Source organism: Streptomyces sp. NPDC002206 (assembly GCF_053593595.1).
In genome coordinates this window covers 915,782-941,368 of sequence record NZ_JBSFCW010000001.1, presented here as the reverse complement: position 1 = coordinate 941,368, position 25,587 = coordinate 915,782, and the positions used below count along the sequence as shown (strand labels likewise).

24 protein-coding genes are annotated in these 25,587 nt (G+C 70.9%); 12 read left to right on the top strand and 12 right to left on the bottom strand.

From position 1 onward, the window contains the following. The first annotated feature begins 42 nt into the window (after positions 1–42). Positions 43–1,134, top strand: a complete 1,092-nt coding sequence (locus ACWCP8_RS04435) for a hypothetical protein (protein WP_451114080.1) — start codon at positions 43–45, stop codon at positions 1,132–1,134. A 380-nt stretch (positions 1,135–1,514) separates the two neighbouring features. Here the strand turns inward: ACWCP8_RS04435 and ACWCP8_RS04430 are convergent, their stop codons facing one another. From ACWCP8_RS04430 to ACWCP8_RS04420, 3 genes are read right to left on the bottom strand one after another with little or no spacing between them, the layout of a single operon-like run. Beyond that, positions 1,515–2,366: an ABC transporter ATP-binding protein gene (locus ACWCP8_RS04430; RefSeq protein ID WP_382828139.1), complete on the bottom strand. Its 852-nt coding sequence runs from the start codon at positions 2,364–2,366 to the stop codon at positions 1,515–1,517. Then, positions 2,363–3,439 carry a FecCD family ABC transporter permease gene (locus ACWCP8_RS04425; RefSeq protein WP_352265963.1) on the bottom strand — a complete coding sequence of 359 codons (1,077 nt, stop codon included), beginning with the start codon at positions 3,437–3,439 and terminating at the stop codon, positions 2,363–2,365. Before ACWCP8_RS04425 ends, ACWCP8_RS04430 begins: the two co-directional genes overlap by 4 nt. Continuing rightward, positions 3,436–4,446 (bottom strand): FecCD family ABC transporter permease, encoded by a 1,011-nt coding sequence (locus ACWCP8_RS04420; protein WP_326605104.1) that lies wholly within the window; start codon positions 4,444–4,446, stop codon positions 3,436–3,438. The genes ACWCP8_RS04425 and ACWCP8_RS04420 overlap by 4 nt, the downstream gene beginning before the upstream one ends. Positions 4,447–4,583: 137 nt before the next feature. On the opposite strand from ACWCP8_RS04420, the gene ACWCP8_RS04415 reads away from it, so the two are divergent. Continuing rightward, a complete protein-coding gene (locus tag ACWCP8_RS04415) occupies positions 4,584–5,210 on the top strand; it encodes an HAD family hydrolase (RefSeq protein WP_451114079.1) in 627 nt (208 codons plus the stop codon). Positions 5,211–5,255: 45 nt separating this feature from the next. Here ACWCP8_RS04415 and ACWCP8_RS04410 read toward each other — a convergent pair whose 3' ends face one another. Then, the gene (locus tag ACWCP8_RS04410) at positions 5,256–5,492 is read right to left on the bottom strand and encodes a hypothetical protein (RefSeq protein ID WP_030926548.1); all 237 of its coding nucleotides are present in this window, start codon (positions 5,490–5,492) and stop codon (positions 5,256–5,258) included. Between the two features lie 198 nt (positions 5,493–5,690). Here ACWCP8_RS04410 and ACWCP8_RS04405 point away from each other — a divergent pair, with 198 nt between their 5' ends. Next, entirely contained in the window at positions 5,691–6,074 is a 384-nt protein-coding gene (locus ACWCP8_RS04405) for a cold-shock protein (RefSeq protein WP_030926546.1), read from the top strand. 54 nt (positions 6,075–6,128) lie between these two features. Here ACWCP8_RS04405 and ACWCP8_RS04400 read toward each other — a convergent pair whose 3' ends face one another. From ACWCP8_RS04400 to ACWCP8_RS04385, 4 genes are read right to left on the bottom strand one after another with little or no spacing between them, the layout of a single operon-like run. Further along, on the bottom strand, positions 6,129–6,995 hold the full coding sequence (locus tag ACWCP8_RS04400; protein ID WP_352265961.1) for a 1,4-dihydroxy-6-naphthoate synthase: 867 nt from the start codon (positions 6,993–6,995) through the stop codon (positions 6,129–6,131). Continuing rightward, a complete protein-coding gene (locus tag ACWCP8_RS04395) occupies positions 6,979–7,713 on the bottom strand; it encodes a futalosine hydrolase (protein ID WP_352265960.1) in 735 nt (244 codons plus the stop codon). The genes ACWCP8_RS04400 and ACWCP8_RS04395 overlap by 17 nt, the downstream gene beginning before the upstream one ends. A gap of 28 nt (positions 7,714–7,741) precedes the next feature. After that, positions 7,742–8,221 (bottom strand): DUF2771 domain-containing protein, encoded by a 480-nt coding sequence (locus ACWCP8_RS04390; protein WP_451114078.1) that lies wholly within the window; start codon positions 8,219–8,221, stop codon positions 7,742–7,744. A 27-nt stretch (positions 8,222–8,248) separates the two neighbouring features. Continuing rightward, positions 8,249–9,679: an MFS transporter gene (locus ACWCP8_RS04385; protein WP_352265958.1), complete on the bottom strand. Its 1,431-nt coding sequence runs from the start codon at positions 9,677–9,679 to the stop codon at positions 8,249–8,251. Positions 9,680–10,082: 403 nt separating this feature from the next. Here ACWCP8_RS04385 and ACWCP8_RS04380 point away from each other — a divergent pair, with 403 nt between their 5' ends. The 4 genes from ACWCP8_RS04380 (at position 10,083) to ACWCP8_RS04365 (ending at position 16,506) form a co-directional block, all read left to right on the top strand. Beyond that, positions 10,083–11,018 carry a DUF3027 domain-containing protein gene (locus tag ACWCP8_RS04380; RefSeq protein ID WP_352265957.1) on the top strand — a complete coding sequence of 312 codons (936 nt, stop codon included), beginning with the start codon at positions 10,083–10,085 and terminating at the stop codon, positions 11,016–11,018. Positions 11,019–11,313: 295 nt separating this feature from the next. Further along, complete coding sequence (locus ACWCP8_RS04375) at positions 11,314–14,520, top strand: sacsin N-terminal ATP-binding-like domain-containing protein (RefSeq protein ID WP_451114152.1); 3,207 nt, start codon at positions 11,314–11,316, stop codon at positions 14,518–14,520. A 174-nt stretch (positions 14,521–14,694) separates the two neighbouring features. Further along, positions 14,695–15,576: a DUF5707 domain-containing protein gene (locus tag ACWCP8_RS04370; protein ID WP_451114077.1), complete on the top strand. Its 882-nt coding sequence runs from the start codon at positions 14,695–14,697 to the stop codon at positions 15,574–15,576. A 162-nt stretch (positions 15,577–15,738) separates the two neighbouring features. Beyond that, positions 15,739–16,506 carry a DUF5707 domain-containing protein gene (locus ACWCP8_RS04365; RefSeq protein WP_451114076.1) on the top strand — a complete coding sequence of 256 codons (768 nt, stop codon included), beginning with the start codon at positions 15,739–15,741 and terminating at the stop codon, positions 16,504–16,506. Between the two features lie 3 nt (positions 16,507–16,509). Here ACWCP8_RS04365 and ACWCP8_RS04360 read toward each other — a convergent pair whose 3' ends face one another. After that, positions 16,510–18,978, bottom strand: coding sequence for an HAD-IC family P-type ATPase (locus ACWCP8_RS04360; protein WP_451114075.1), 2,469 nt, complete (start codon positions 18,976–18,978; stop codon positions 16,510–16,512). Between the two features lie 171 nt (positions 18,979–19,149). After that, the gene (locus ACWCP8_RS04355; RefSeq protein WP_352265953.1) at positions 19,150–19,434 is read right to left on the bottom strand and encodes a DUF2530 domain-containing protein; all 285 of its coding nucleotides are present in this window, start codon (positions 19,432–19,434) and stop codon (positions 19,150–19,152) included. Positions 19,435–19,621: 187 nt separating this feature from the next. Here ACWCP8_RS04355 and ACWCP8_RS04350 point away from each other — a divergent pair, with 187 nt between their 5' ends. Further along, on the top strand, positions 19,622–21,079 hold the full coding sequence (locus ACWCP8_RS04350) for an NCS2 family permease (protein WP_352265952.1): 1,458 nt from the start codon (positions 19,622–19,624) through the stop codon (positions 21,077–21,079). Positions 21,080–21,121: 42 nt separating this feature from the next. Here the strand turns inward: ACWCP8_RS04350 and ACWCP8_RS04345 are convergent, their stop codons facing one another. Continuing rightward, positions 21,122–21,316 carry a ribbon-helix-helix protein, CopG family gene (locus ACWCP8_RS04345; RefSeq protein ID WP_352265951.1) on the bottom strand — a complete coding sequence of 65 codons (195 nt, stop codon included), beginning with the start codon at positions 21,314–21,316 and terminating at the stop codon, positions 21,122–21,124. 135 nt (positions 21,317–21,451) lie between these two features. Between ACWCP8_RS04345 and ACWCP8_RS04340 the strand changes: the two genes are divergently transcribed. The 3 genes from ACWCP8_RS04340 to thpR all read left to right on the top strand — a co-directional run bounded on the left by ACWCP8_RS04340 (position 21,452) and on the right by thpR (position 24,042). Next, complete coding sequence (locus tag ACWCP8_RS04340) at positions 21,452–21,892, top strand: MarR family winged helix-turn-helix transcriptional regulator (RefSeq protein ID WP_037692928.1); 441 nt, start codon at positions 21,452–21,454, stop codon at positions 21,890–21,892. Positions 21,893–21,989: 97 nt separating this feature from the next. Continuing rightward, a complete protein-coding gene (locus ACWCP8_RS04335; RefSeq protein WP_352265950.1) occupies positions 21,990–23,324 on the top strand; it encodes an MFS transporter in 1,335 nt (444 codons plus the stop codon). Between the two features lie 154 nt (positions 23,325–23,478). Further along, entirely contained in the window at positions 23,479–24,042 is a 564-nt protein-coding gene (thpR, locus tag ACWCP8_RS04330; RefSeq protein WP_352266024.1) for an RNA 2',3'-cyclic phosphodiesterase, read from the top strand. Positions 24,043–24,174: 132 nt separating this feature from the next. On the opposite strand, the gene ACWCP8_RS04325 is transcribed toward thpR, so the two are convergent. Next, positions 24,175–24,948: an alpha/beta fold hydrolase gene (locus tag ACWCP8_RS04325; RefSeq protein WP_451114074.1), complete on the bottom strand. Its 774-nt coding sequence runs from the start codon at positions 24,946–24,948 to the stop codon at positions 24,175–24,177. An 86-nt stretch (positions 24,949–25,034) separates the two neighbouring features. Here ACWCP8_RS04325 and ACWCP8_RS04320 point away from each other — a divergent pair, with 86 nt between their 5' ends. Then, positions 25,035–25,574 (top strand): PadR family transcriptional regulator, encoded by a 540-nt coding sequence (locus tag ACWCP8_RS04320; RefSeq protein ID WP_451114073.1) that lies wholly within the window; start codon positions 25,035–25,037, stop codon positions 25,572–25,574. Positions 25,575–25,587 lie beyond the last annotated feature (13 nt).

Here is a 25,587-nt window from a genome sequence, read left to right as displayed (position 1 = left end):
GGCGCTACCGTCGGTGCAGGCCGGTCAGAGGGGAACCATCACGTGGGGATCGAGAGCGACCAGCTCGTCTACGACTATCTGAGCCGGGTCGGGGATCTGGCCCAGCAGCAACAGCTGTCCTCGGGCACCAGAATGCGGCTCGTGGCGGCACTGCGCACCGAGATCGACCGGCAGCGCGGAAGCCAGGCCACGGACACGCCGGCGGCGGTGCGCCGCATCATCGGGCGGCTCGGCACACCGGACGAACTGGTCGCCGCGGCGGCCCGATCGGCCGACGGAACGGTGACGTTGCCGGGGGCGCCGGGGGCTCCGGATGCGGGTGATCCGGAGTCGCGGGGGATCCCCCGGCCACGCAGAGGGACGCTCCGGAAAGAGAGTTCGCGCAAGGGCGCGTCGGAGGGGGCGACGGGGGCCTCCCGGGCCTCGGGGATTTCGGGGGACGATGTGCCGGCGCAGCGGGCGCCGTCGCCGCCGCACATGGCGGGGACGGACGAACTGGGCGCGTCCGGGAGCGAACCCGACTGGTGGCGCATCGAGTCGGGGCCGTTCGGGGACGGCGTGGAGGTGCCGGGGTTCGTGGGCGGGGTGGAGATCGCCGAGCTGTTGAGGCCACCGCGGCCGCCGGTGGAGGGGGCTGCGGGAAAGGCCGGTGCGGATGCGGACGAGGGCACGGAGGATGACGGTGCCGGGGCCGGCTCCGACGATGGTGATTCCGGTGAGGCGGACGACGCTCCGCGCGGTCGGTGGCGGCCGCGGCTGCGTCGGCGTACACCCCGCGACGAGAACAAGGGGTTCCGGTTCTCCCACCCGTTGTTGCTGCTCGCCGCCGCGCTGCTGGTCACCGGTGCGGTGACCGGGTACTGGGTGGCCCTGGCGGGCGGCTGGCTGCTCGCGTACGGCTCACGCACGCTCTCGCGCAGGGAGGCCAAGCTGGCCGCGATGGGGCTGCCGGGGGCGGTCGCGGCGGGCGGCCTGGTCTGGCTGTGGGGGCGGATGGACGGGCGCTGGGGCGAGCCGATCCCGGAGGACGGGATGGGCGAGGCGCTGAGCGGGGTGTGGCCGGTGGTGGTGCGGGCGGCGGCGGTGACGTCTGCGCTGTTCCTGGTGTGGCGGGCGCGGAGGCGGGTGGAGTAGGCGGGGGCTTCCTGCCGGGGCGTCCGGCTGCCGGTTCCGTCCTCGAGCGCCGGACGGGCTGGGGTGGGTGCCTGGCGGGCCGGATGCGCGGCTTGTCGCGTGCGGCGGGTTCGGGCCCACGGGGGTGGGCGGTTCCGTCCTCGAGCGCCGGACGGGTTCGAACGGGTGCCCGGCACATGGGTGGGCGCCGGTGCCCCTGCCCGGGGAGTGGTGGGCGGTGCCCCTCCGGGGTGTCTCCTCGGAACTGGCGCGGAAGCCGGCGACGCGGACGAACCCGGCACGTGCGCCAGTCCCTTCGGGCCCCTGCACGGCCCCACCCGGGCATCACCCGCGTCCGCGGCCCGGTGGGGGGTGCCTGCCCGGCTGCTTCGGGGTGGGGCTCAGGAGGGCGGGGTCCAGGGGGCGCCCGGCACGACCAGGGGCGAACCCGTCACCGGGTCCGGGACGATCACTGCCTCCAGGCCGAACACCTCGCGTACGAGCTCCGCGGTGACGATGTCCGCCGGGTGGCCCTCGGCGACGATCCGGCCCGCCTTCATCGCGACCAGGTGGTCCGCGTACCGCGCAGCCTGGTTCAGGTCGTGGAGCACGGTGACGACCGTCCGGCCGCGACTGCCGTCCGCCGCCGGTGCGGCGAGCTGGCGCACCAGGTCGAGGACCTCCACCTGGTGCGAGATGTCGAGGTACGTCGTCGGTTCGTCGAGCAGCAGCAGATCCGTCTCCTGGGCCAGCGCCATCGCGATCCAGACCCGCTGCCGCTGCCCACCGGACAGTTCGTCCACCGACCGGTCGCCGAGCGCCGTGATGTCCGTACGTTCCATGGCGTCGGTGACGGCCCGCTCGTCCTCCTCCGACCACTGCTGCCACCAGTGCTGGTGCGGCTGACGGCCGCGGGCGACGAGGTCGGAGACGGTGATCGCCTCGGGCGCGACCGGGGTCTGCGGCAGCAGCCCTATCGACTGGGCGATCTTCTTGGTGGGGATCCGGGACAGCTCCGTACCGTCGAGGAGCACGGCCCCGCCGCGCGGCTTGAGCAGCCGGCCCAGCGCGCGCAGGGTGGTCGACTTGCCGCATGCGTTGGGGCCGACGATGACCGTCACCCGGCCGTCGGGAACGGTCAGGTCCAGCTCGTGCACGACCGTGCGGTCCTCGTAGGCGAGGGTCAGCCGGCGCGCGGTGAGCCGGCCGGTCGTCGTCCCGGCGACGGCATCGGACGTACGGGTCGAGCTCATGCCTTGCCTCCATTGCGGCCACCGTGACCGCGGATGATCAGCCAGATCAGATACGGGGCGCCGACCGCCGCCGTCAGCACACCCACCGGCAGCTCGGTGGGCGAGAAGAGTTTGCGCGCCAGCAGATCGGCGAAGACGACGATCACTGCGCCGAGCAGTGCCGAGCACAGCAGCGGGATCTGCGCGGTACGTGTCATGCGGCGGGCGATCTGCGGGGCGAGCAGCGCCACGAAGTCGACCGGTCCGGCGGTTCCCGTCGCCACGGACGCCAGGATCACACCGAGCGCGACGAGCCCCAGGCGTACCCGGCCCAGCCGTACCCCCAGCGCGGTCGCGGTGTCGTCGTCCATCGACACGGCGCGCTGCGCACGAGCCGCCCACAGGACGGCCGGTACGAGCGCGAGCAGCGTCCAGCCGATCGGCGCCACCTCGTTCCAGCCGCGGCCGTTCAGCGAACCCGTCATCCAGATCTGCGCCTGCTGGGCGACCAGATAGTCGCCCTTGGTCAGGAACAGTGTGGTGACGGACCGCAGCGCGATGGCGAAGCCGATGCCGATGAGGACGAACCGGGTGGCGTGCAGCCCGCCGCGCCATGCGAAGACGTACACGAGCGCCGCCGCCGCGATTCCGCCGATGACCGACAGATACGGCAGCACGGTGTACGAGGTGACGCCGAATGTCATCGCGCCGACCGTGAGCGCGCCCGCACCCTGGCTGATGCCGATGATGTCGGGGCTGGCCAGCGGATTGCGGGCCACCGTCTGGATCAGCGCCCCGGCGATCCCGAAGGCCGCGCCGACGAGCAGACCGACGACCATGCGCGGCAGCCGCAGCGTCCCGACGACCAGTTCGTACGGCGACGGCTGCCCGAGGATCACCTTCACGACCTCGGCCGGTGCGACGAAGCTCTCGCCGACACAGAGGTACGCGACACAGACGACCGCCAGCAGCGCGACGAGGACCGTCGCGGCGACGGCCGCACGCCGGTGCAGCAGGAACCGCCCGCGCGCCCCGATCCGTACGACGCCGTACCCGGCGGGCCGGACCGGGGTCCGGGTGAGGGTGCCGCTCATGCCGGGACCGCCTTCCGACGTACCAGTGCGACCAGGAACGGCACCCCGATCAGGGCCGTCATCACGCCCGCCGGGACCTCGCTCGGCGGGAAGACGATCCGGCCGATGACGTCCGAGACCAGCAGCATCACGGGGCCGATCAGCGCCGCCATCGGCAGTACCCATCGGTGGTCGCTGCCGACGATCGCGCGCGCGATGTGCGGGACGGCCAGCCCGATGAACGCGATCGGCCCGGCCGCGGCCACCCCGACCCCGGTCAGCACGGTGGCCCCGACGCCGCCGACGATCCGTACCGTCGCGACCTTCTGCCCCAGCCCCTTCGCCACGTCCTCGCCCAGCGCCAGCGCGTCGAGGCCTCGCGCCACGGACAGCACGAGCACCGTGCCGACGAGCAGGAACGGCCAGATCTGCTGCGCCACTTCGGCCTCCCGCCCGGCGATCGAACCGACCTGCCAGAAGCGGAACTCGTCGAGCGCGGACGCCTTCGTCGTCAGCACCGCCATCGTCACGGACACCAGCAGCGCATTGATCGCGGCGCCGCCCAGCGCGAGCTTCACCGGCGTCGCCCCGCCGCGCCCGCGTGACGCGATCGCGTACACGGCGACGGACGCGACGGCCGCCCCTGCGAACGCGAACCAGACGTACCCGGTCAGCGTGTGGATCCCCGCGTACGCGATGGCCAGCACCACGCCGACCGAGGCGCCCTGGCTGATGCCGAGGATGCCGGGGTCGGCGATGGGGTTACGGGTGATGCCCTGGAGCACCGTGCCCGCGAGGGCCAGCGCCGCACCGACCATCAGCCCGATCAGGGTGCGCGGCACCCGCAACTGGCGAATCACTTCGGCGGCGTCGGAGTGCCCGCCGTGCAGCAGGGCGTCGAGCACCGCGGACGGCGCGATGGTGCGCGCGCCCACGGCAAGGCTGAGCAGGACGGCCACGAGCAGCGCCAGGACGGCCGTCGCCGTCGCGAGAGCGCGTCTGTGGCGGCGAGGTGCGGCGGCTGGCATCGGACCCAATCGGCAAACTGGACGACCTGGCTCCGCGCAGCCACGCAGGGCCGGCACAGCTAGGTAAGGCTTGGCTTAGTCTAGGCGGGGTGCGATGGGGCCCGGAGGGCGAGGGGCAGTTCCGTGGCCTCGGCACAATGGGGGCCATGGCTTCGCACCCCCTGACGGTCGGCTTCGACCTCGATATGACGCTCATCGACTCCCGGCCCGGCATCAAGGCCGCCTACCAGGCGCTTTCCGCCGAGACGGGGAGGCCGATCGACGCCGATCTGGTGGTCAGCAGGCTCGGTCCGCCCCTGGAGGACGAACTGGCGAACTGGTTCCCGGCGGACGTCGTGGCCGCCACGGCCGACCGGTACCGGGAGATCTATCCCACACACGCCATCACCCCGACCCCGGCGCTGCCCGGCGCCCGGGAGTCCATCGCCGCGATCCGCGAGCGGGGCGGCCGGACGATCGTCGTCACGGCGAAGCACGAGCCGAACGCCAGGCTCCACCTGGCGCATCTCGGGATCGAGGCCGACGAGATCGTCGGCGGCCTGTGGGCGGAGGGAAAGGCGCGGGCGCTGCGCGAGCACGGCGCGCAGGTGTATGTCGGCGACCACACCGGGGACGTACGCGGCGCCCGCACGGCACAGGCGCTGTCGGTGGCGGTCACGACGGGCCCGTGCGACGCGGACGAACTGCGAGCGGCGGGCGCGGATGTGATCCTGCGGAACCTGACGGAATTTCCGGCCTGGCTGGACGCCTACCGGGCCGCGTAGGGGCTGTCCGGCGGATCGGCCCCCCCCGTCACGCCCGCTTTCGCTCTACCGCGTGGCGTCCCGCTTCGGAGACCCTGCCCACGCCGACCGCACCACGCCTGCCGCCGCGATCAGGAATCCCACCCCCATCAACATGCACACCGCATACGCGATGGACGGGAATGGGTCGGTCCCGAGGAACAGCGGGGCCACTGTGACCAGCGTGGCCAGCGCCCCGATGAAGAAGACGATCGCGCCGACCCGGACGAGCCGGTCGCCGGCACCAGAAGGAGGAGTACTCACCCCGCAAGGGTAGTTCCCACGCCGGAAGAACCCCTCTTCACCCGTAGTGCGCCGTTTCTGGACACAGTCCGGATGACCAGGCTTGACGAGGGGTACTGCACCTGTGGAGGCTTCTGCCAGCAGGGGGAGCACGACCATGGTCCGGCCTGACCTGCTGAGGCTTGGTTCCGGCATACGGGTTGAGATGGGGTGCGTGCTTTGCCGACTGGCAAGGTCAAATGGTTCAACAGCGAGAAGGGCTTCGGCTTCCTTTCCCGCGACGACGGTGGCGACGTGTTCGTGCACTCGTCGGTGCTCCCTGACGGAGTCGACGCCCTCAAGCCCGGCCAGCGCGTCGAATTCGGCGTCGTGGCAGGTCAGCGTGGAGACCAGGCACTGTCGGTGACGATTCTGGATCCGACGCCGTCCGTGGCGGCCGCCCAGCGCCGCAAGCCGGACGAACTGGCATCGATCGTGCAGGATCTGACGACGCTGCTGGAGAACATCACGCCGATGCTGGAGCGGGGCCGTTACCCCGACAAGGCGGCCGGCAAGCAGATCGGCGGCCTGCTGCGCGCGGTCGCCGACCAGCTCGACGTATAGCGGACCGGCGACAGGCTGCGCAGCCTGTCGCCGACCAACCGGCGCCCGTCACCGTCAGACGAACGACAGCGCGTCCGGGCCGAGGGGCGGCACCAGCCCCTCGGCCGCCGCGCGGGTCAGCAGTCCGCGGATCGCCGCGTAGCCGTTCTCGCCGAGGTCGGCGGTGAACTCGTTGACGTACAGCCCGATGTGCTGGTCGGCCACGGCCGGGTCCATCTCCTGGGCGTGCTCCAGCACGTACGGCCGCGACGCCTCCGGGTCGTCCCAGGCCATCCGCACCGACGTACGCACCGACTCGGCCAGCGCCTTCAGCTTCTCGGCGCCCAGCGACCGCTTGGCGATGATCGCGCCGAGCGGGATCGGCAAACCGGTCGTCAACTCCCAGTGCTCGCCCATGTCGGCGAGGCTGTGCAGACCGTAGTTCCGGTAGGTGAACCTCGCCTCGTGGATGACGAGACCGGCGTCCACCTTTCCGTCCCGTACGGCGGGCATGATCTCGTCGAACGGCATGACGACGATCTCGCCGACGTCACCCGGGACGACATCAGCCGCCCAGAGCCGGAACAGCAGATAGGCGGTGGAGCGCTCGCTCGGCACGGCGACGGTCTTCCCCGTCAGATCCGTACCCGGCTCCTTCGTCAGGACGAGCGGCCCGCAGCCGCGCCCCAGCGCCCCGCCGCAGGGCAGCAGCGCGTACTCCTCCAGGACCCAGGGCAGCACCGCGTACGACACCTTCAGTACGTCCAGCTCGCCGCGCTCGGCCATGCCGTTGGTGAGGTCGATGTCGGCGAACGTGACATCGAGGGCGGGCGCGCCGGGGATCCGGCCGTGCGCCCAGGCGTCGAAGACGAACGTGTCGTTCGGGCACGGCGAGAAGGCGATGCGCAGGGCGTCGCCGGTGGTGTCAGCGGTGTCGGTCATGGGGGGTGGTCCAGCCTTCCAGTACGGGGGTGAGCTTCCCGAACGCCTCGGTGAGCGCGGTCAGCGCGTCGCCGATGCGCCAGGCGTCCCGGTCGCGCGGGCCGACGGCGTTCGAGACGGCCCGGATCTCCAGCACCGGTACGCGCAGCCGCTCGGCGGCCTCGGCGACGCCGAAGCCCTCCATGGCCTCGGCGACGGCGCGCGGGTGGGCGGTGCGCAGAGCGGCTGCGCGTCCGGCGCTGCCGGTCACGGTGGAGACGGTGAGGACCTCGCCGGTCAGCGCTCCGGTGGCCGCGGCCACGTCCCGTACCAGGTCGGGCGGCGGCACGAACCGTTCCCGTCCGAAGCCCAGAGCGGTGACGGGCACGAAGCCGTCGGGGGTCTCGGCGCCCAGATCGGCGGCGACGATCCCGCTCGCCACGACGAGGGCGCCGACGGGGGCGTCGGGCGCGAACCCGCCGCCGATCCCGGCCGAGACGACCAGGCCGTACGGTCCGGCCACGGCGCCGGGACCGACCCCCGCCCCGGCCCCCGAGGCCAGGGCGAAGGCGGCCGTGGCGGCGGCGGAAGCCGGACCCGCGCCGCCCGCGACGACATCGAGGGCACCGGCGCGGTGCAGCTCGGCGCCGGGCACATCGAGGACCTGCGGTCTGTCCGTGAACGCACGCGTGACCGCGTCCCGTTCCACCGGGACAGCGGTCACGACAAGCACACGCACGGGGAGGTCCTCCCAGGTCAGGAGGGGATCAGTCGGTCTTCTTGAGCTCGAAGTGCCAGATGCCGGTGAGCTTCTTGCCGTCGGTCTCCACGATGCTGATCTGCGTCTTGTTCGTGGTCTCGCCGGTCTGGCTGGAGAAGAAGGCGCTGCCCGGGATGGACCGGTAGGTCCTCTTGTACGGCTCCTGCTCGGCCTGCTGGCCGTTGATGAAGAGCGTCCAGCCCCTGTCCGCGATCTCAGGGTCGACGCCGAAGCGGACCTTGTCGTCCATCGCGACCTTGACGGACTTCTCCGCCTTCTTGTTCAAGCAGGTCTTGACCTGCGAGTCCTTGAGGGCCTCGCCGTCGTTGTAGCAGGACGCCTCGGTGGTCACCGAGGTGTCGCCGACCGTCACGGTGGCGAGCGGCGTCGGCTTGTCGCAGGCGGACAGGACAAGGAGTCCCGCGGACACGGCACCAAGAGCGACGCCGATACGACGGCCCTTACCGGAGAAGAACGCAACGGTCATGGGCCGAAGGTTATCGGTCGCTCCGGCTCACGCCACGCGGGGGTGCGGCGAGCCGCGCCGCGCGGCGCTCAGCAGACCCCGTACGGAGGCTGCCGCACCCAGGGCGAGGATCCCCGCAGCGACCGACATCCCCAGTACGCCGTTGAGGGGGAGGGAGATGCCGATGCCGCCGCCGACCACCCAGGCCATCTGCAGCAGTGTCTCGGACCGGGCGAACGCGGAGGTCCTTACCTCCTCCGGCACGTCGCGCTGGATCATCGCGTCCAGCGACAGCTTGGACAGAGCCTGGGTGAAGCCCGCCATCGCACTGAGCGCGGCGACCATCAGGGTGGAGAAGAAGACCGCGGCGAGGACGGCGACGCCGAGCGCCAGCCCCAGCACCGACGCGATGATCACCTCGGGGCCGCGGGTCCGGAGCCAGGAACCCATGGCCGTACCGAGGGCATTGCCGACACCGGCCGCGACACCGACGATGCCGAGCGAGACGGCGGCGCTCTGCCCGGCCAGCGGCTGCTCACGCAGCAGGAACGCCAGGAAGAAGATCAGGAAGCCGGAGAGGGCGCGGTGCGCGGCGTTCGCCTGGAGCCCGTGCAGGACGGACGGCCCGACGGTCCGCAGCCCCGGCCGCTTCTCCTTCTCTCCGGACCTCGTGGTGGCTTTCTTGCCGTTGGTCCTTTTTCCGTTGGCCTTGGACGGTTTGGCCAACGGCTGATGGCCGTGGTGCTCGACCAGCTGGGCCCGGCGCTCACCCTTCGCCGAGTCGACCTTGCGCGGCAGTGTGAAGGCGAGCACGGTGCCGCCGATGAAGATCAGGCACGCGCCGTACAGCGGCCAGCCGGATCCGACGGTCTGCAGCCCGGCCCCGATCGGCGCCGCCACACCCGTGGCCAGGAGCCCGGCCAGGGTGACCCGGGAGTTCGCCTTCACCAGGGAGAAACCGGGTGGCAGCAGGCGCGGCACGACCGCGCTGCGTACGACCCCGTACGCCTTCGAGGAGACCAGGACGCCCAGCGCCGCCGGATACAGCTCCAGACCGCCCGTGGCGACCGCGCTGGACATGGTGAGTGCCAGCAGCGCCCGGGCGAGCATGGCGCCTGCCATCGCGGCGCGGCGGCCGTGCGGCAGGCGGTCCAGGAGCGGGCCGATGACGGGGGCGAGGAGTGTGAAGGGCGCCATCGTGACGGCTAGATAGAGGGCGACGCGCCCGCGGGCCTCGTCCGTCGGCACGGAGAAGAACACCGTCGAGGCGAGCGCGACGGTGATCATCACGTCGCCCGCGCCGTTCACGGCATGCAGCTCGATCAGTTTGCCGAGCCCGGATTCGCCGGCGCCGTGGGCGTGGGTCGCCTTGCGGATGCCCTTCGCTGTGCCGGTGAACGGGGCGTGCAGGGCATGACCGATCGTCCGGCCCGTCCTGCGGAGCGGGCCGGACCCGTCGTGCGACCTGGCGGAAGCCACCCCGTCATAGTGCCCCAGTCACACCGGTAACGAACCGAGAACGGTACGAGGCGCGATGAGCGCCGCCCTGTCGGGCCAGTGAGGACCGCGGGCGCCCGCAGTCGCCGCTACCGGGTCCGTTCTGACACGGACACGGCAGTGGATACGGCCTTGTTTGGGACGGGCAGGTGGGCGGGGAGCGGCGGAGAGGGTAGCGTGCGTAGCGCGCCACCGGCGGTTGTTCTTGGCCGCGCGCCTCTCGGCGATCCCGCAGAATGGATAGCAGAAGGCGCGCCCGAGGCAGGCACAACGGGTGTGGACGTCGACGCGGCCCCCAGGTCCGCTCCGCCCGCAACCGTTATGGCCGAAATCGATGGATCTGCTGGCGCGCTCGTGAGACGGCGTATGGAGAGAAGCGAGACCTGTGAGTGCTGCTACGACGCGAAGCCGTACTGCCCGTACCCCTGCCCCCGACCGCCTGTGCGCCGAGGCGGTAGACCTCGCGCGCTCGGCGGCCGAGGAAGCCGCCGCGCCAGGAGTGGTCGGTGAGCATGTGGCGCTGGTCTCCGAAGGGGACCGGGTCGTCACGCACTACTTCGAGTGCAAGGATCCCGGCTACCGGGGCTGGCGCTGGGCGGTGACGGTCGCCAGGGCCTCCCGCGCCAAGAACGTCACGCTCGACGAGGCGGTCCTGCTGCCCGGGACGGATGCGTTGCTCGCGCCCGAGTGGGTGCCGTGGAGCGAGCGGCTGCGCCCCGGCGACATGGGACCCGGCGATCTGCTGCCCACCGAGGCGGAGGATCTCCGGCTGGAGCCCGGGTACACCGGTGAGGACGAGCCGCCGCCGAACTCGGTGGTCTCCGAGATGTCGGAGGAACTGGCCGATCTCGTCGACGCGGAGGACGCGGAGCTGACGACGCGCCCGGAGGCGACGGACCGCGGCTCGATCGCGGCGGTCGCCGAAGAGCTCGGGATGCGGCGGGCGCGGGTGCTGTCCCGGTACGGGCTGCATGCGGCGGCCGACCGGTGGGACGAGGCATTCGGCGCGAAGACGCCGATGGCGCAGGCGGCACCGGCCTCCTGCGACACGTGTGCCTTCCTGGTGCCGATCGCGGGATCGCTGCGGCAGGCGTTCGGGGTGTGCGCGAACGAGTTCAGCCCGGCGGACGGGCGGGTCGTCTCGCTGTCGTACGGGTGCGGTGGGCATTCGGAGGCCGCGGTGATGCCGAAGCCGCCGAAGCCGGCGCCGCACGCGCTGGACACGATGCAGGTGGACGAGTACCTGCTGCGCCCGGCGAGGGACGGCGGGTCGGTTCCGGCGGAGCCGGATGCGCCGTCGGAGGACCTCGGCCACTCCTGACGCTCCTCGCCGCTGGGGGATCCGGGCCTGCGGTGCCCGGCCACCGGGTGGCCGCTTCGTCCTGTGGCCGCTTCGTCCTCGATCTCCCCCATGGCCTCAAGGGCATGGGGGACCTCTTCGAGGGGCCTGATTCGAGCCTGTCCGGCGTTTGAGGACAAAACGTGGCGCATGGGCTCGGCGCACCGGCTTTCCGCTCGCGGTACCTTCGGGCGCACACTGGCGGCACGGGTGCACCCGCACTCCCCGCCGCACACGGATAACGCGTCACCGGACAGAGCGGAGTCAGAGCGTGAGCATGAATGCGACCGAGGGGGCCGATCCGTTCGGGACGGCGCGGCTGCGGCGCGGGGTGCTCGATGCCTGGGGCGCCGGTCCCGCCCGGTTCCGGGAGGACGCCAACGCCGAGGAGGACCTCGCGCTCGGCGGCTACCGTGACCGCCTCGTCGTCGAGCTCGCCCAGAACGCCGCCGACGCCGCCGCCCGCGCCGGCGTCCCCGGCCGTCTCCGTCTCACCCTGCACCCCGGCGACGCCGGGAACGCCGTCCTCGCCGCCGCCAACACCGGCGCCCCCCTCGACGCCACCGGCGTCGAATCGCTCAGCACGCTCCGGGCCTCCGCCAAGCGCGAGGGCCACGAGTCCGCCGTCGGCAGGTTCGGTGTCGGGTTCGCCGCCGTGCTCGCGGTCAGTGACGAGCCCGCCGTCGTCGGCCGGCACGGTGGGGTCCGCTGGTCCCTCGCCGAGGCCCGCGGCCTCGCCCGACAGGCCGCCGTCGGCAGCCCCGGCCTCGGTGACGAACTCCGCCGCCGCGACGGTCACGTACCGCTGCTCCGGCTCCCGCTGCCCGCCGAGGGCACCGCGCCGGACGGGTACGACACGGTCGTCGTCCTGCCGTTGCGCGACGGTGTCGCCGAGGACCTCGTCGGCCGGCTGCTCGCCGCCGTCGACGACGCGCTGCTCCTGACGCTGCCCGGCCTCGAAGAGATCGTCATCGATACCCCCGACGGGGTACGGACGTTGCACCGCTCCGAGCACGGCCCGTACACGCACGTCGACGACTCCGTGCACGGCAGGAACCGCTGGCGCACGGTCGCGCGTCACGGTCCGATCGAGCCGGTCCTGCTCGCCGACCGCCCGCTCGAGGAACGGCTGCGCCCGCACTGGTCGGTGACCTGGGCGGTGCCCGTGGACATCGACGGGGCGCCGGTCTACCCCCGTACCGCCCCCGTCGTCCACGCCCCGACCCCCACCGACGAACCCCTCGGCGTGCCCGCCCTGCTCATCGCGTCGTTGCCGCTCGACACCACCCGCCGCCACCCCGCGCCCGGCCCGCTCACCGACTTCCTGGTGCAGCGCGCGGCCGACGCCTACGCCGAACTGCTCGCGGACTGGCATCCGGTGAGCATCGGAACGATCGACCTGGTGCCCGGCCCGCTCGGCAACGGCGAACTGGACGGTGCGCTGCGCGGCGCGATCCTGGAACGGCTGCCGCGCGTCGCGTTCCTGGAGCCCGCAGCCCCGCGCGACACCGCCGCCGAACCGGACCGCTGGGACGCCTGGGACGCGGAGCCGGCGAGCGCCCACGAGGCCACCACCGCGCTGCGGCCCATCGAGGCCGAAGTGCTGGAGGGGGTCGGCGCCGAGACCGTCCGGGTGCTCTCCGAGGTGCTGCCGTGCCTGCTACCCGCGGGACTTGAACGCCGCAGCGAACTGCGCACGCTCGGGGTGGCCAGGGTGCCGCTGACCGAGGCCATCGACCGGCTCGCCGGTCTGGAGCGCGATCCCGCCTGGTGGCGGCGGCTGTACGACAGCCTGTCCGGCATCGACCCGGACCGGCTCTCCGGACTGCCGGTGCCGCTGGCCGGGACGGTGGATCAGGCGACGAAGGGGCCGGACGGCATTGCGGCCCCACGCACCACGATCGGTCCCCGCCAGGTGCTGCTGCCGTTGCCCGAAGCGCTCACCGGCCCCGTCCTCGACCGGCTGGCCCGGCTCGGCCTGAAGGTCGCGCATCCGGACGCCGCTCATCCGCTCCTGGAGAAGCTGGGCGCGCTGCCCGCCACTCCGCGCGCCGTGCTGACGACCCCGCAGGTGCGCGCGGCCGTCGCCGGTTCGCTGGACGCGGGAGAGGTGTGGGACGAGGACGCGCTGGACGCCGAAGAGCTCGCGGAGACCGTCCTCACGCTGGTCCGGGACGCGGACCTGTCGCCCGGCGACGAACCCTGGCTCGGCGCCATCGCGCTCCCGGACGAGGAGGGCGAACTCGCTCCGGCCGGTGAACTCGTGCTGCCGGGAAGCCCGTTCGCACAGATCATGCGCGACGGCGAACTCGCCCTCTGCGACGAGGAACTGGCTGTGCGCTGGGGCGAACAGCCACTGACCGCCTGCGGGGTGCTGGCCACCTTCGCACTCGTCCGCGCCACCGATGTCGTCCTCGACCCGGACGAACTGGAGCCGCGCGAAGGCGACTTCGCGGAACCCGACGACGCGGGGCTGCTCGACGCCGTCGATGTGTGGTGCGAGGACATCCTCGACCAGCTGCCGGACACCCCTGTGCCGCCGGTCGCCACCGAACTCGTCGCCGTCCGCGACCTCGACCTCGTCGACGACGACGCCTGGCCGCAGGCGCTCGCCCTGCTCTCCCGTCCGCCGCTGCGCGACGCACTGACGCAGCCGGTGCGGGTGCTGCTCCCGGACGGCACGACCCGGTCCGTGCGCCCGTACACCGCCTGGTGGCTGCGCGACCACCCGGTGCTCGACGGCCGCCGCCCGGCGGGTCTGCGGGCCGCGGGCAGCGACCCGCGGCTGTCCGGACTGTACGACTCCGCCGACGCTGCCGGCTTCGACGATGTCCAGGTGCTGCGCGCGCTCGGCGTACGGACGTCCGTCGCGGCGCTCCTCGACGAGCCGGGCGGTGCCGCCGAACTCCTCGGCCGGCTCGCGGACGAGGGCCGCCCGGTCGGCTCCGTGCAACTCCACGAGCTGTACACGGCCCTGGCCGATCTCGACCCCGAACACGTCACGCTGCCCGACGAGCTGCGGGCCGTGGTGGACGGCGACGTGCGGGTCGTCGACGCGGCGGACGCGGTGATCGCGGACGCTCCCGATCTGCTGCCGCTGACGGACAGTCTTCCGCTGCTGCCGGTGGCCCCGGCGCGCGCCGCCGAGTTGGCCGAGCTGTTCCAGGTGCGGCGGCTCGGCGAGACCGTCGAGGCGCAGGTGACGACGGAGGGCGAGGAGCACCAGGTGCCGGAGCCGGTACGGATCCTGCTCGGCGCCGGGACCCCGGACACGTACATCGAACACGGCGAACTCCGCGCGGGCGGCGTCGAACTGGACTGGCGCCGTACCCCGGACGGGGTCGTCCACGCGTCGACGCTCGAAGGCGTCGCGGCGGGCCTGGCGTGGGCGGCGGGTCAGTGGCCGCGCCGCTTCGAGGTCGCCGCGCTGCTGGAGGACCCGTCGCGTACGGAGGAACTGGCCCGGGACCGCTGGTTCGACTGACGGCGCAGGCCCAATTGGCAGGGCCTGGTCACGTATGCGTAAAGAATCTCCCCGGCCGCACAACCGTTCACCCGCCTCATTGATCTCGTCTGTGAAGCCACCAGGCTTCACAGACGATCTTGGGCCCCGCGGACGGACTACCTCCGCGGGCCCCTTTCTCCACTGGGGAAACACATGCGTATTCGCGCCACTGTTGCTGCTGTTTCCGGCGCCCTGGCTCTTTCCGCTCTTGTCGTTCCGGCCGCGCAGGCCGGCGACCGGGCTCCGCAGGTGCACAAGCCGTCGGCTGCCGAGATCTTCGGCTCCGCGGTGAAGGACACGGCGAAGGGTTCCTTCGCTTCTTCGAGCGCAGCGACGACGGTTCCCGTCATCTCCAAGGTCACCATCAACGCCGGTAAGGATGTCGTTCTGGGCACGACGGCGCTGAAGACGATCACCGTTTCGGTGACCGCCTCGCACCCGTCCGGCATCGCCGACGGCTATGTCGACCTGTGGCACGGGACGGACCCGTCGTCCCCGGACACCATCGACGGCGCCCTCCTGCCCAACGAGGACGCGGCCACCTGCACGCCGGTCGATGCCACGACCGCCACCTGCAAGCTGACCATCACGGTCGACCCGCAGTACGACCTGTACAAGAACGCGCTGGCCGGTACCTGGCATGTCTCCGCGGGCGCACTCGCGGGTGACCAGTCCGACTTCGAGTACACCGACTTCTACAGCACGGCTCGTGTGCAGCGGCTGTCGAAGCTGACGGTCAACGCCGCCCCGGAGCCCGTCAAGAAGGGCGGGACCATCACGGTCACCGGGAAGCTGACGCGCGCCAACTGGGAGACGCACGCCTACGCCGGCTACACCGTCCAGCCGGTGAAGCTCCAGTTCCGTAAGAAGACCAGCACCGCCTACACCACGGTGAAGACGATCAAGTCGAGCAGCACCGGCGCCCTGAAGACCACGGTCACGGCCTCGGTCGACGGCTACTGGCGCTACAGCTTCGCCGGCACGTCCACCACCCCGGCCGTCACCACCACCGGTGACTACGTCGACGTGCAGTAGTCACAGCAGTAGTTCCACCAGCGGTTCCACCCGGGCAGCGGGATCTCCGAGCGAGGTCCCGCTGTCCGGCGGACCCACCGACTCATCGGGTCCCGCCGAGGCCGGGGCCATCGGAGCCACTGCCTGCGGGGCCCCATTCTCCTTTCTCACCTGGGGACACTTATGCGCATTCGTGCCACTGTGGCCGCCCTGACCGGCGCCCTGGCTCTCTCGGCCCTCGCCGTGCCGGCCGCTCACGCGGCAACGGCTCCCGTCCTCTCCAAGGTCACTGTCAACGGCGGCAAGGACATCGTTCTGGGGACGACGGTGCCTAAGACGGTCACCGTCTCCGTCACCGCCTCGCACGCCTCCGGCATAGCCACCGGCTGGGCGATCCTCTGGCACGGGACGAACCTGGAAGAGGGCATGGACGGCGCGCTGGTGCCGACGCAGGAAGCGACCTGCAAGGACGCGAGCGCCACCACCGCCACCTGCTCGCTCACCATCACGGTCGACCCGAGGGCCGACCTGACCAGGAACGCGCTGGCCGGTTCCTGGCACATCCTCGCGGGCGCCGAGGCCAAGGACGGCTCCAGCACGTCGTACGACTCCTACGCCACGACCCATGTGCAGCGGCTGTCGAAGCTGACGGTCAACGCCGCCCCGGAGCCCGTCAAGAAGGGCAGAACCATCACGGTCACCGGGAAGCTGACGCGCGCCAACTGGGAGACGCACGCCTACGCCGGCTACACCGTCCAGCCGGTGAAGCTCCAGTTCCGTAAGAAGACCAGCACCGCCTACACCACGGTGAAGACGATCAAGTCGAGCAGCACCGGCGCCCTGAAGACCACGGTCACGGCCTCGGTCGACGGCTACTGGCGCTACAGCTTCGCCGGCACGTCCACCACCCCGGCCGTCACCACCACGAGTGACTACGTCGACGTGCAGTAGCAGCTATACCGGGAAGCGGCGACTGACCAGGCGCCAGGTGAACTCCAGGGCAGTCGCCGCCACCACCGCAATCCCCACTGCTGCCCACGGCATGACCGTGCCCACCAGCTTCAGCGCGAAGAAGCCCTGCAGCCACGGCACCACCAGCACGATCAGGAACGCCGCCCCCATCGCCGCGACCAGGACGATCCGCCACCAGGTGTAGGGGCGGGCGATGATCGCGAGGACCCACATCGAGACCAGGAACAGCGTGAGCGTCGCCGCACTGGTCTCCGCCTCCAGCGCATGCGGACCCGTGTAGTAGTGCCGGGCGATCAGATACGTCGCGAACGTGGCGATGCCCGCGATGACGCCGGACGGGACCGAGTACCGCATGACTCTGCGGACGAAGTGCGGCCGGGCCCGCTCCTTGTTGGGCGCGAGGGCCAGGAAGAACGCCGGGACGCCGATCGTCAGCGTCGACAGCAGGGTCAGATGCCGGGGCAGGAACGGGTACTCGACCTGGAAGCAGACCACCAGGATCGCCAGCAGCACCGAGTAGACGGTCTTCGTCAGGAACAGGGTGGCGACCCGGGTGATGTTGCCGATGACCCGGCGGCCCTCGGCGACCACCGACGGCAGGGTCGCGAAGCTGTTGTTGAGCAGCACGATCTGCGCCACCGCGCGCGTCGCCTCCGAGCCGGATCCCATCGAGACCCCGATGTCGGCGTCCTTGAGCGCCAGCACGTCGTTGACCCCGTCACCCGTCATCGCGACCGTGTGGCCGCGGGACTGGAGCGCGGCGACCATCTCCCGCTTCTGCTGCGGGGTGACCCGCCCGAAGACCGCGTTCTCCTCCATGGCGGTGGCCATGTCGTCCAGGTCCGTGGGCAGCCGGCGCGCGTCCAGGGTGTGTTCGGCGCCGGGCAGGCCGAGCTTGCCCGCGACCGCGCCGACCGAGACGGCGTTGTCCCCCGAGATGACCTTCGTGGCGACCCGCTGGTCGGCGAAGTAGCGCAGTGTCTGCCCGGCGTCCGGCCGCAGCCGCTGCTCCAGGACGACCAGTGCGGCCGGTTCCGCCCCGGCGGCGCTCTGCGGCCCTTCCAGCTCCCCCTGCGCGCGGGCCAGCAGCAGGACCCGCAGTCCCTCCTGGTTGAGCTGCTCGATCTCGCCGAGCGCCGGGTCGTGGTCCGGGAGCAGTACATCGGGTGCGCCGAGCAGCCAGCTCGACGCCTTGCCGCTGCCCTCGTCGAACGCGGCGCCGCTGTACTTGCGTGCCGAGGAGAACGGCAGCGCCTCCGTGCAGCGCCACGCCTCGCCGTTCGGCGACGGGTACGCGTCGATGATCGCCTGCAGGCTGGCATTGGGCCGCGGGTCGGACGCGCCGAGGTTGGCCAGCACCTGGCGTATGTACGGGTCGTCCGCACCGCCCAGCGTCCGCACCTCGGTGACGTCCATGCCGCCTTCGGTGAGCGTGCCGGTCTTGTCGAGGCAGACGACGTCGACCCGGGCGAGGCCCTCGATGGCGGGCAGCTCCTGCACCAGGCACTGCTTGCGGCCGAGCCGTACGACACCGATCGCGAAGGCGACCGAAGTGAGCAGGACCAGGCCCTCCGGGATCATCGGGACGATTCCGCCGACCGTCCGGGCGATGGAATCCTTGAGGTCGGTCTTCTTGACGACGAGCTGGCTGATGATCAGGCCGATCGCGGTCGGCGCCATCATCCAGGTGACGTACTTGAGGATCGTGCTGATGCCGCTGCGCAGTTCGGACCGGACGAGGGTGAAGCGCGACGCCTCCTCGGCAAGCTGCGCGGCGTAGGCCTCGCGGCCGACTTTGGTGGCGGAGAACGCGCCGCCGCCCGCTACGACGAAGCTGCCGGACATCACCGGATCGCCGGGCTGTTTCAGTACGGGGTCGGCCTCGCCGGTGAGCAGCGACTCGTCGATCTCCAGGTTGTCGGCCTCGGCCACCGCGCCGTCCACGACGACCTTGTCGCCGGGGCCGAGCTCGACCAGATCGCCGAGGACGATCTCCGAGGTGGATATCTCGGCGGCGGCCCCGTCGCGCCGGACCGTGGGTTTCGCCTCGCCGATGACGGCCAGGCCGTCGAGGGTCTTCTTGGCCCGCCACTCCTGGACGATGCCGATGCCGGTGTTGGCGATGATCACGTAGCCGAAGAGGCTGTCCTGGAACGGCGCGACGAACAGCATGACCAGCCAGAGCACGCCGATGATCAGGTTGAACCGGGTGAAGACATTGGCGCGGACGATCTCGCCGATGGAGCGGGACGAGCGGACGGGTACGTCGTTGACCTCGCCCCGGGCGATCCGCTCGGCGACCTCGGCGGCGGTCAGCCCGCTGCTGCGCACGGCCGAGGCCGGCAGCTTCATCGGGTGGACCGGGTCGAGTTCGGAACCGGCGTCGATGGGGGCCGGCCGGGGCCGGCGGGGTTTCTGCTTCCCGGAGGAGTCGACTGCCCGCTGCGTCATGGTTCCGACGGTACGGGCGGAACGCCCGATTCACCCGCCGGGATTCCGAAGATCGGACCGCGGGAGGAGGGGGTGCGGTCCGCGGCGTCAGGGAAGTCGGGGTTCGTCCCCGACATTCGTAGTCGTTGCGCCGGCCCGGGTCTCTCGGGGCAGCGGCTTGCGCCGGTGGCGTCAGTGGCTGCCGTCGGCCGCGTCGGCCGTTCCGGCTTTGTCGGCGGCCGCCCGCTTGAGCGCCGCGTCGCGCCCCCGCACGTACCAGATGCCGATCAGTCCGAGCCCGGCACCGGCCAGACACGTCCACACCCACCAAGTGTGCCCGTGGTCGTCGAACCAGCCGTAGAACGGGAGCTGGACGAGGAAGAGGACGAACCAGAGGATCGTTCCGCCGGTGATGGTGGCGACGACGGGCCCCTCCAGGGGCTCGGGTGCCTCGTGTGTCGGTGTCCACTTCGCCATGGGCTCAGTGTATGCGGCCCGTATGTAAAGCCTGTCGGGCCAGTCGGGCCAAGGGTCTACGCGCGGAGATAGCGATCTTCGCCTTATGTATTCATACTGAATCTGCTTACGGCTGTCTCGATTTATTCGTGTAAAAGTCCAAAGCTGACCGCTCTTCTCCCCCCTCTACGCACGACTGAGGTCATACATGTCCCCCTCGGCCACCGCTTCGGTCGACTCCAGGCAGCCCATAGCTCCACAGCCGCACAGCGGCCTGGACCGTTTCTTCAAGATCTCCGAGCGGGGGTCGTCGGTCGCGCGCGAGATCCGCGGCGGATTCGCCACATTCTTCGCGATGGCGTACATCATCGTGCTGAACCCGATCATTCTCGGCAGCGCGAAGGACATGTACGGGCACCAGCTCAATGGCGGCCAGCTGGTCACCGCCACTGTGCTGACCGCCGCGTTCTCCACCTTGCTGATGGGCGTCATCGGCAATGTGCCGATCGCGCTGGCCGCCGGTCTCGGCGTCAACACCGTCGTCGCCCTGCAGCTCGCCCCACGGATGAGCTGGCCGGACGCGATGGGCATGGTCGTCCTCGCCGGCATCGTGGTCATGCTGCTCGTCGCGACCGGGCTGCGCGAACGCGTGATGAACGCCGTACCGAAGTCGCTCCGCAAGGGCATCGCGATCGGTATCGGTCTCTTCATCCTGCTGATCGGCCTGGTCGACTCGGGCTTCGTCTCCCGGATCCCGGACATCGCGCACACCACCGTGCCGCTCCAGCTCGGCAGCGACGGCCACCTCAACGGCTGGCCGGTGCTGGTCTTCATCCTCGGCGCGCTGCTCACCCTCGCACTGATCGTCCGCAAGGTGCCGGGCGCGATCCTGATCTCGATCGTCGCCATGACGGTTGTGGCGATGGTCATCGACACGGTCGCCGACCTGCCGGGCGAAGCCTGGGGTCTCACTGTTCCGCAGTGGCCGGGCAACCCGGTCGCCACCCCGGACTTCGGACTGATCGGCAAGGTCAGCCTGTTCGGCGGCTTCGACAAGGTCGGTGTGCTGACCGGCCTCCTGTTCGTCTTCACCGTGCTGCTGTCCTGCTTCTTCGACGCGATGGGCACCATCCTCGGTGTCGGTGACGAGGCCAAGCTGACGGACAAGGACGGCAACTTCCCCGGCATCAACAAGGTGCTGTTCGTGGACGGCATCGCGGTCGCCGCGGGCGGTGCGAGCTCCTCCTCCGCCAGTACCTGCTTCGTGGAGTCCACGGCGGGTGTCGGAGAGGGTGCCCGCACCGGTTTCGCGAGCGTGGTGACGGGTCTGCTGTTCACGGTTGCGCTGTTTCTGACGCCGCTGGCGACCATGGTTCCGTCGCAGGCGGCCACGCCGGCGCTGCTGGCGGTCGGCTTCCTGATCATCGCGGGGTCGGTGCGGGACATCGACTGGAGCGACTACACGCTCGCCATTCCGGCCTTCCTGGCCATGGTGATGATGCCGTTCACGTACTCGATCACCAACGGCATCGGCATCGGCTTCATCGCCTTCTCCGTGCTGCGGGTGGCGGCCGGTCGCTGGCGCGAGGTGCCGGTGGCCATGTACGTGGTGTCGGCGGTCTTCGTCTTCTACTACGCGATGCCGGCCCTCGGCCTGACGTCGTAACCCTTCACACGCCACCCCCTGCGGGGCGGACGACCGGGCGAATCAGTTCACCCGGTCGTCCGCCCCGTAGAACTTTTCCGTCTCCTCGACGGCCGCTTTGAAGCGTTCGTCGAAATCGCTGCGGATGAGCGTCCTGACGACATAGTCCTGGACGCTCGTTCCGCGTCTGGCAGCGTGCTGCCGGAGCCGGTCGAGCAGCTCACCGTCTAGCCGCAGGCTGAGCACTGTCGATCCCATGGCAAGCAGAGATACGGCCTTTGAGGTCGTTTCACGTCACTTTCCGGATCTGACTCACTCGTTTGGGTGATCGATAGACCGCGCGTGTACCAGTCGAGTGGTATTTAGGGTAGGTAATGAGTTACGCTAACAAACATGCCTGACCTGATCCACGACGGCGACAGTGCGGCCGCCGTGAGCTCCCTTCGTTCCGCCGTGATGCTGCTGGGTCGACGCCTCAAGCACCAGCGCGTCGACGAGTCGCTGAGCCCCACCGAGATGTCGGTGCTCGGCACGCTCGCCCGCTGCGGCTCCGCCACCCCAGGTGAGCTGGCCCGCAAGGAGCATGTGCAGCCTCCGTCGATGACCCGCATCGTCGCGCTGCTCGAAGCCAAGGGACTGGTCAGACTGGAACCGCACCCCGATGACCGTCGCCAGAAGATGGTCAGTCAGACCGAGCAGGCCGAAGCCATGCTCGAGGAGAGCCGCTCCAAGCGGAACGCCTGGCTGGCCACCCTCGCCGAAGGCCTGGACGAGGACGAGTGGGAGACGCTGCGCAAGGCCGCACCTGTGCTGGAGAAGCTCGCCCACCTGTAGCGGTAGGGGTGTACGCCGGGGCCAGCGTCGGCGTGCAGCCCGTACGGCCGCATCCCGTCAGTCAGCACGCAGTCCACGCCCGAGGAGGCGAACCCTTTTGAGTACGGGATCCGGAGCAGACTCCGCCCCCGCACCGACGTCCACCCACGAGAGCAAGCCCGGCGGGACCTTCTCGTCGCTGAAGATCCGCAACTACCGCCTGTTCGCCACAGGCGCGGTGATCTCCAACACCGGTACCTGGATGTCCCGCATCACGCAGGACTGGCTCGTTCTGAGCCTCACCGGGTCCGCCACCGCCGTCGGCATCACCACGGCCCTCCAGTTCCTTCCCATGCTGCTCTTCGGCCTGTACGGCGGCGTCATCGCCGACCGGCTCCCGAAGCGCAAGCTCCTCCTCGTCAGTCAGGCCGCGCTCGGCCTCTGTGGGCTCGCCCTCGCCGCCCTCACCCTCTCCGGCGTCGTCCAGGTGTGGCACGTCTACCTGATCGCCTTCCTGCTCGGCATGGTCACGGTCGTGGACAACCCGGCCCGCCAGTCCTTCGTCTCCGAGATGGTCGGCCCCGCCCAGCTGCGCAACGCGGTCAGTCTGAATTCGGCCAACTTTCAGTCGGCCCGGCTGATCGGTCCCGCCCTCGCGGGTGTCCTGATCACCACGGTCGGCAGCGGCTGGGCCTTCATGTTCAACGGCCTGTCCTTCGTCGCCCCGCTCATCGGCCTGCTGCTGATGCGCACGAGCGAACTGCACAGGGCGGTCGTCGTGCCGCGTGCCAAGGGTCAGCTCCGCGAGGGGCTGCGCTATGTCTCCGGGCGCCCCGAGCTGATCTGGCCGATCGTCCTGGTCGGCTTCGTCGGTACCTTCGGCTTCAACTTCCCGATCTGGCTCACCGCCTTCGCGGACGAGATCTTCCACGGCGGCGCGGGGATGTACTCGTTCTTCAACATCCTCATGGCGGCCGGTTCGCTGGCCGGCGCGCTGCTGGCCGCCCGCCGGCGCTCCTCACGGCTGCGGATGCTGGTGGCGGCGGGGACGGTGTTCGGTCTCCTGGAGATCACCGCGTCCGTGTCGCCGTACGTCTGGCTCTTCGCGATCCTGCTGGTCCCGATCGGCATGATCGGTCTGACCACCAACATCAGCGCCAACACGAGTGTCCAGATGGCCGCCGATCCGGCCATGCGCGGCCGGGTGATGAGCCTGTACATGATGGTCTTCGCCGGGGGTACGCCGGTGGGCGCCCCGATCGTGGGCTGGATCAGCGACACGTACGGCGTCCGGACCGCCATGGCGGTCGGCGGCGCGTTCTCGATGTTCGCCGCGCTCGGCGTCGGCTTCATGCTGGCCCGCGTCGGCGGCCTGCGCATCAAGGTCGACCTGCGGCCGGGCCGCCCGCATGTGCGGTTCGTCCCCCGCGAGCAGCTGACCACGGCGGCCTGAGGGCTGCCCGTACGCGACGTGGCAAGGCCCCGGCCGGGTGGATACCGGCCGGGGCCGTTTCACAGATACGCGGGGCCGCTTCTCAGGTGCAACGCGGTACGCAGGGTGACCGGGTTGCGCGCCGGTACGGTGCGACACTCGGCCCATGAGCCGCATGAGACTCTTCGTCGCCGTCCTGCCGCCCGACTCCGCCATCGCGGAGCTCCGCCGTGCCGTCGCCCCGCTGCACACCCTTCCGGGCGCCGCTCGCATGCGCTGGACCGGCACCGACGCGTGGCACTTCACGCTCGCCTTCCTCGGTATGGTCGACGAAGGGCTGCTGCCCGATCTGCATGAGCGGCTGGGACGCGCCGCCCGCCGCACCGAGCGGTTCCCGCTGCGCATCCACCGCGGCGGCCGGTTCGACGGCCATGTGCTGTGGGCCGGGGCTGCGGGCGGCCTCGACACGCTGAGGCTCCTCGCCGAGCGCGCCGACGCGGCAGCTCGCCGCGCCGGCGTCGCGATGGACGAGCACCGCCGATACACCCCGCACCTCACCCTCGCCCGCAGCCGCTCCGAGACCGACCTGCATCCCTACCTGGAGGCCCTGGACACCTTCGAGGGCACGCCGTGGGAGGTCGGCGAGGTCGCTCTCGTACGCAGCAATCCGCCGATCGCCGGGGTGCCGGGGGAGCAGCCACGGTACGAGGTGGTGGCCTCCTGGCCGCTGGGGCACTGAGCGGTGCGGTTACGCTCGACGGGTGGACCCGAAGACCAGAAACCGCATCATGGCCGCCGTGCTCGTACTGATGTTCGCCGTTGTCGCCGTGACAGCCGCGATCGGAGGCTGAGGCGCTGACACCGGCTCCCGTCAGCCGAGCCCCAGGCCCCGGGCCGTCTCCTTCGCGAACGCCTCGGGGTTGTCCAGCATGATGTTGTGCCCGCATCCCGGGACCGGTACGACCCGCACGCCGCCCGCGACGAGACCGTCCTCGCCGGGTAGTGGCCCGTCGCTCTCCGGCCGCAGGTAGGTGCGCGGAATCTTCAGCTCCAGCAGCTGCTCACGCATCGTGGGCGTCGTCCCGCGCGCGAGGTGCACGGCGCTGCGGTGCAGCGCCTCCGGGCCCGCGAGCCGCATCGTCGACCACCAGTGGGGTCCCACCCGGTCGCGCACTTCATGCCGGCCGTGAGCGAGGAACTCCTCCTCCGTGTATGCGGCGATGCCGCTGGTGCCGGGCCGCGGCGGAGCGGGCGCGACCGGGTCGAGGTTCGCGTCGACCAGGACGAGCCGCGCCACCAGGTCCGGATGTCGGGCCGCGAGCACGATGGCAACCGCGCCGCCCATGCTGTGCGCGACGACATCCGTGGCGTACGCATCGGCCGACCGGAGCGCGACGGCAATCGCGTCGGCGTGCGCTTCGAGGGTGTAGTCGAAATCCGTGGGCCGGTCGCTGATGCCGAAGCCGAGCATGTCCATGAGCAGCGAACGGCTGCCGGCGAGGAGCGGGTGGACGGCGCTCGCGGTGAAGTACGGACCGGACGAGGCGCCCAGCCCATGCAGATAGACGCGGGTGCGTGCCGTGCTGCCGGGGATCTCCACCCACCGGATGTGTGCGCCGCCCGCTGTCACCTGTGCGCTCTTCATGTCTCCCGCTCCCCTCAGGCGATGTAAGATCTCGGCGAGACTATATATCGGCGCCGATGTATTGAGCAATGAGGGAGGATGCTCGGGTGTTGGAACTGGCCATCCTGGGATTTCTGTACGAGCAGCCGCTGCACGGCTACGAGTTGAAGCGACGCGTCGCCCACCTCACCGGCCACGTCCGCCCGATCGCGGACGGCACCCTGTACCCGGCGATCAAGCGCCTGGAGCGTGCCGGATGGCTCGGCCGCCGGACCGAGCCCGGCAGCAGGGCCGCCCCCCGCCACACGCTGACCCTGACGGACGACGGGCGCGAGGAGCTGCGCCGCCGGCTGCGCGAGGCCGACGAGGTGGACATCAGCGACGAGAACCGCTGGTTCACCGTCCTCGCCTTCCTCCGCCATCTCCAGGCGCCCGCCGAGCAGGCGGACGTGCTGCGGCGCAGGCTGGCGTTCCTGCAGGAGCCGAGCAGTTTCTTCTACGACTACGGCTCCGGGGGCGAGCGCCCGCTCGGAGCGGAGGCGTTCGACGACCCGTTCCGCCGAGGTGTTCTCGCGATCGCCCGCGCGACGAGCGAGGCGGAACTGAGCTGGCTGACAACGACCCTGAAGGATCTCGAAATCCGCTGAGACCGCCCGATGA

Coding starts and splice junctions, on each gene's coding strand:
- ACWCP8_RS04430 (WP_382828139.1), bottom strand. CDS start 2,366: ATGAGCTCGACCCGTACGTCCGATGCCGTCGCCGGGACGACGACCGGC.
- ACWCP8_RS04425 (WP_352265963.1), bottom strand. CDS start 3,439: ATGAGCGGCACCCTCACCCGGACCCCGGTCCGGCCCGCCGGGTACGGC.
- ACWCP8_RS04420 (WP_326605104.1), bottom strand. CDS start 4,446: ATGCCAGCCGCCGCACCTCGCCGCCACAGACGCGCTCTCGCGACGGCG.
- ACWCP8_RS04415 (WP_451114079.1), top strand. CDS start 4,584: ATGGGGGCCATGGCTTCGCACCCCCTGACGGTCGGCTTCGACCTCGAT.
- ACWCP8_RS04400 (WP_352265961.1), bottom strand. CDS start 6,995: ATGACCGACACCGCTGACACCACCGGCGACGCCCTGCGCATCGCCTTC.
- ACWCP8_RS04390 (WP_451114078.1), bottom strand. CDS start 8,221: ATGACCGTTGCGTTCTTCTCCGGTAAGGGCCGTCGTATCGGCGTCGCT.
- ACWCP8_RS04375 (WP_451114152.1), top strand. CDS start 11,314: ATGAATGCGACCGAGGGGGCCGATCCGTTCGGGACGGCGCGGCTGCGG.
- ACWCP8_RS04370 (WP_451114077.1), top strand. CDS start 14,695: ATGCGTATTCGCGCCACTGTTGCTGCTGTTTCCGGCGCCCTGGCTCTT.
- ACWCP8_RS04365 (WP_451114076.1), top strand. CDS start 15,739: ATGCGCATTCGTGCCACTGTGGCCGCCCTGACCGGCGCCCTGGCTCTC.
- ACWCP8_RS04360 (WP_451114075.1), bottom strand. CDS start 18,978: ATGACGCAGCGGGCAGTCGACTCCTCCGGGAAGCAGAAACCCCGCCGG.
- ACWCP8_RS04355 (WP_352265953.1), bottom strand. CDS start 19,434: ATGGCGAAGTGGACACCGACACACGAGGCACCCGAGCCCCTGGAGGGG.
- ACWCP8_RS04350 (WP_352265952.1), top strand. CDS start 19,622: ATGTCCCCCTCGGCCACCGCTTCGGTCGACTCCAGGCAGCCCATAGCT.
- ACWCP8_RS04345 (WP_352265951.1), bottom strand. CDS start 21,316: ATGGGATCGACAGTGCTCAGCCTGCGGCTAGACGGTGAGCTGCTCGAC.
- ACWCP8_RS04340 (WP_037692928.1), top strand. CDS start 21,452: ATGCCTGACCTGATCCACGACGGCGACAGTGCGGCCGCCGTGAGCTCC.
- thpR (WP_352266024.1), top strand. CDS start 23,479: ATGAGACTCTTCGTCGCCGTCCTGCCGCCCGACTCCGCCATCGCGGAG.
- ACWCP8_RS04325 (WP_451114074.1), bottom strand. CDS start 24,948: ATGAAGAGCGCACAGGTGACAGCGGGCGGCGCACACATCCGGTGGGTG.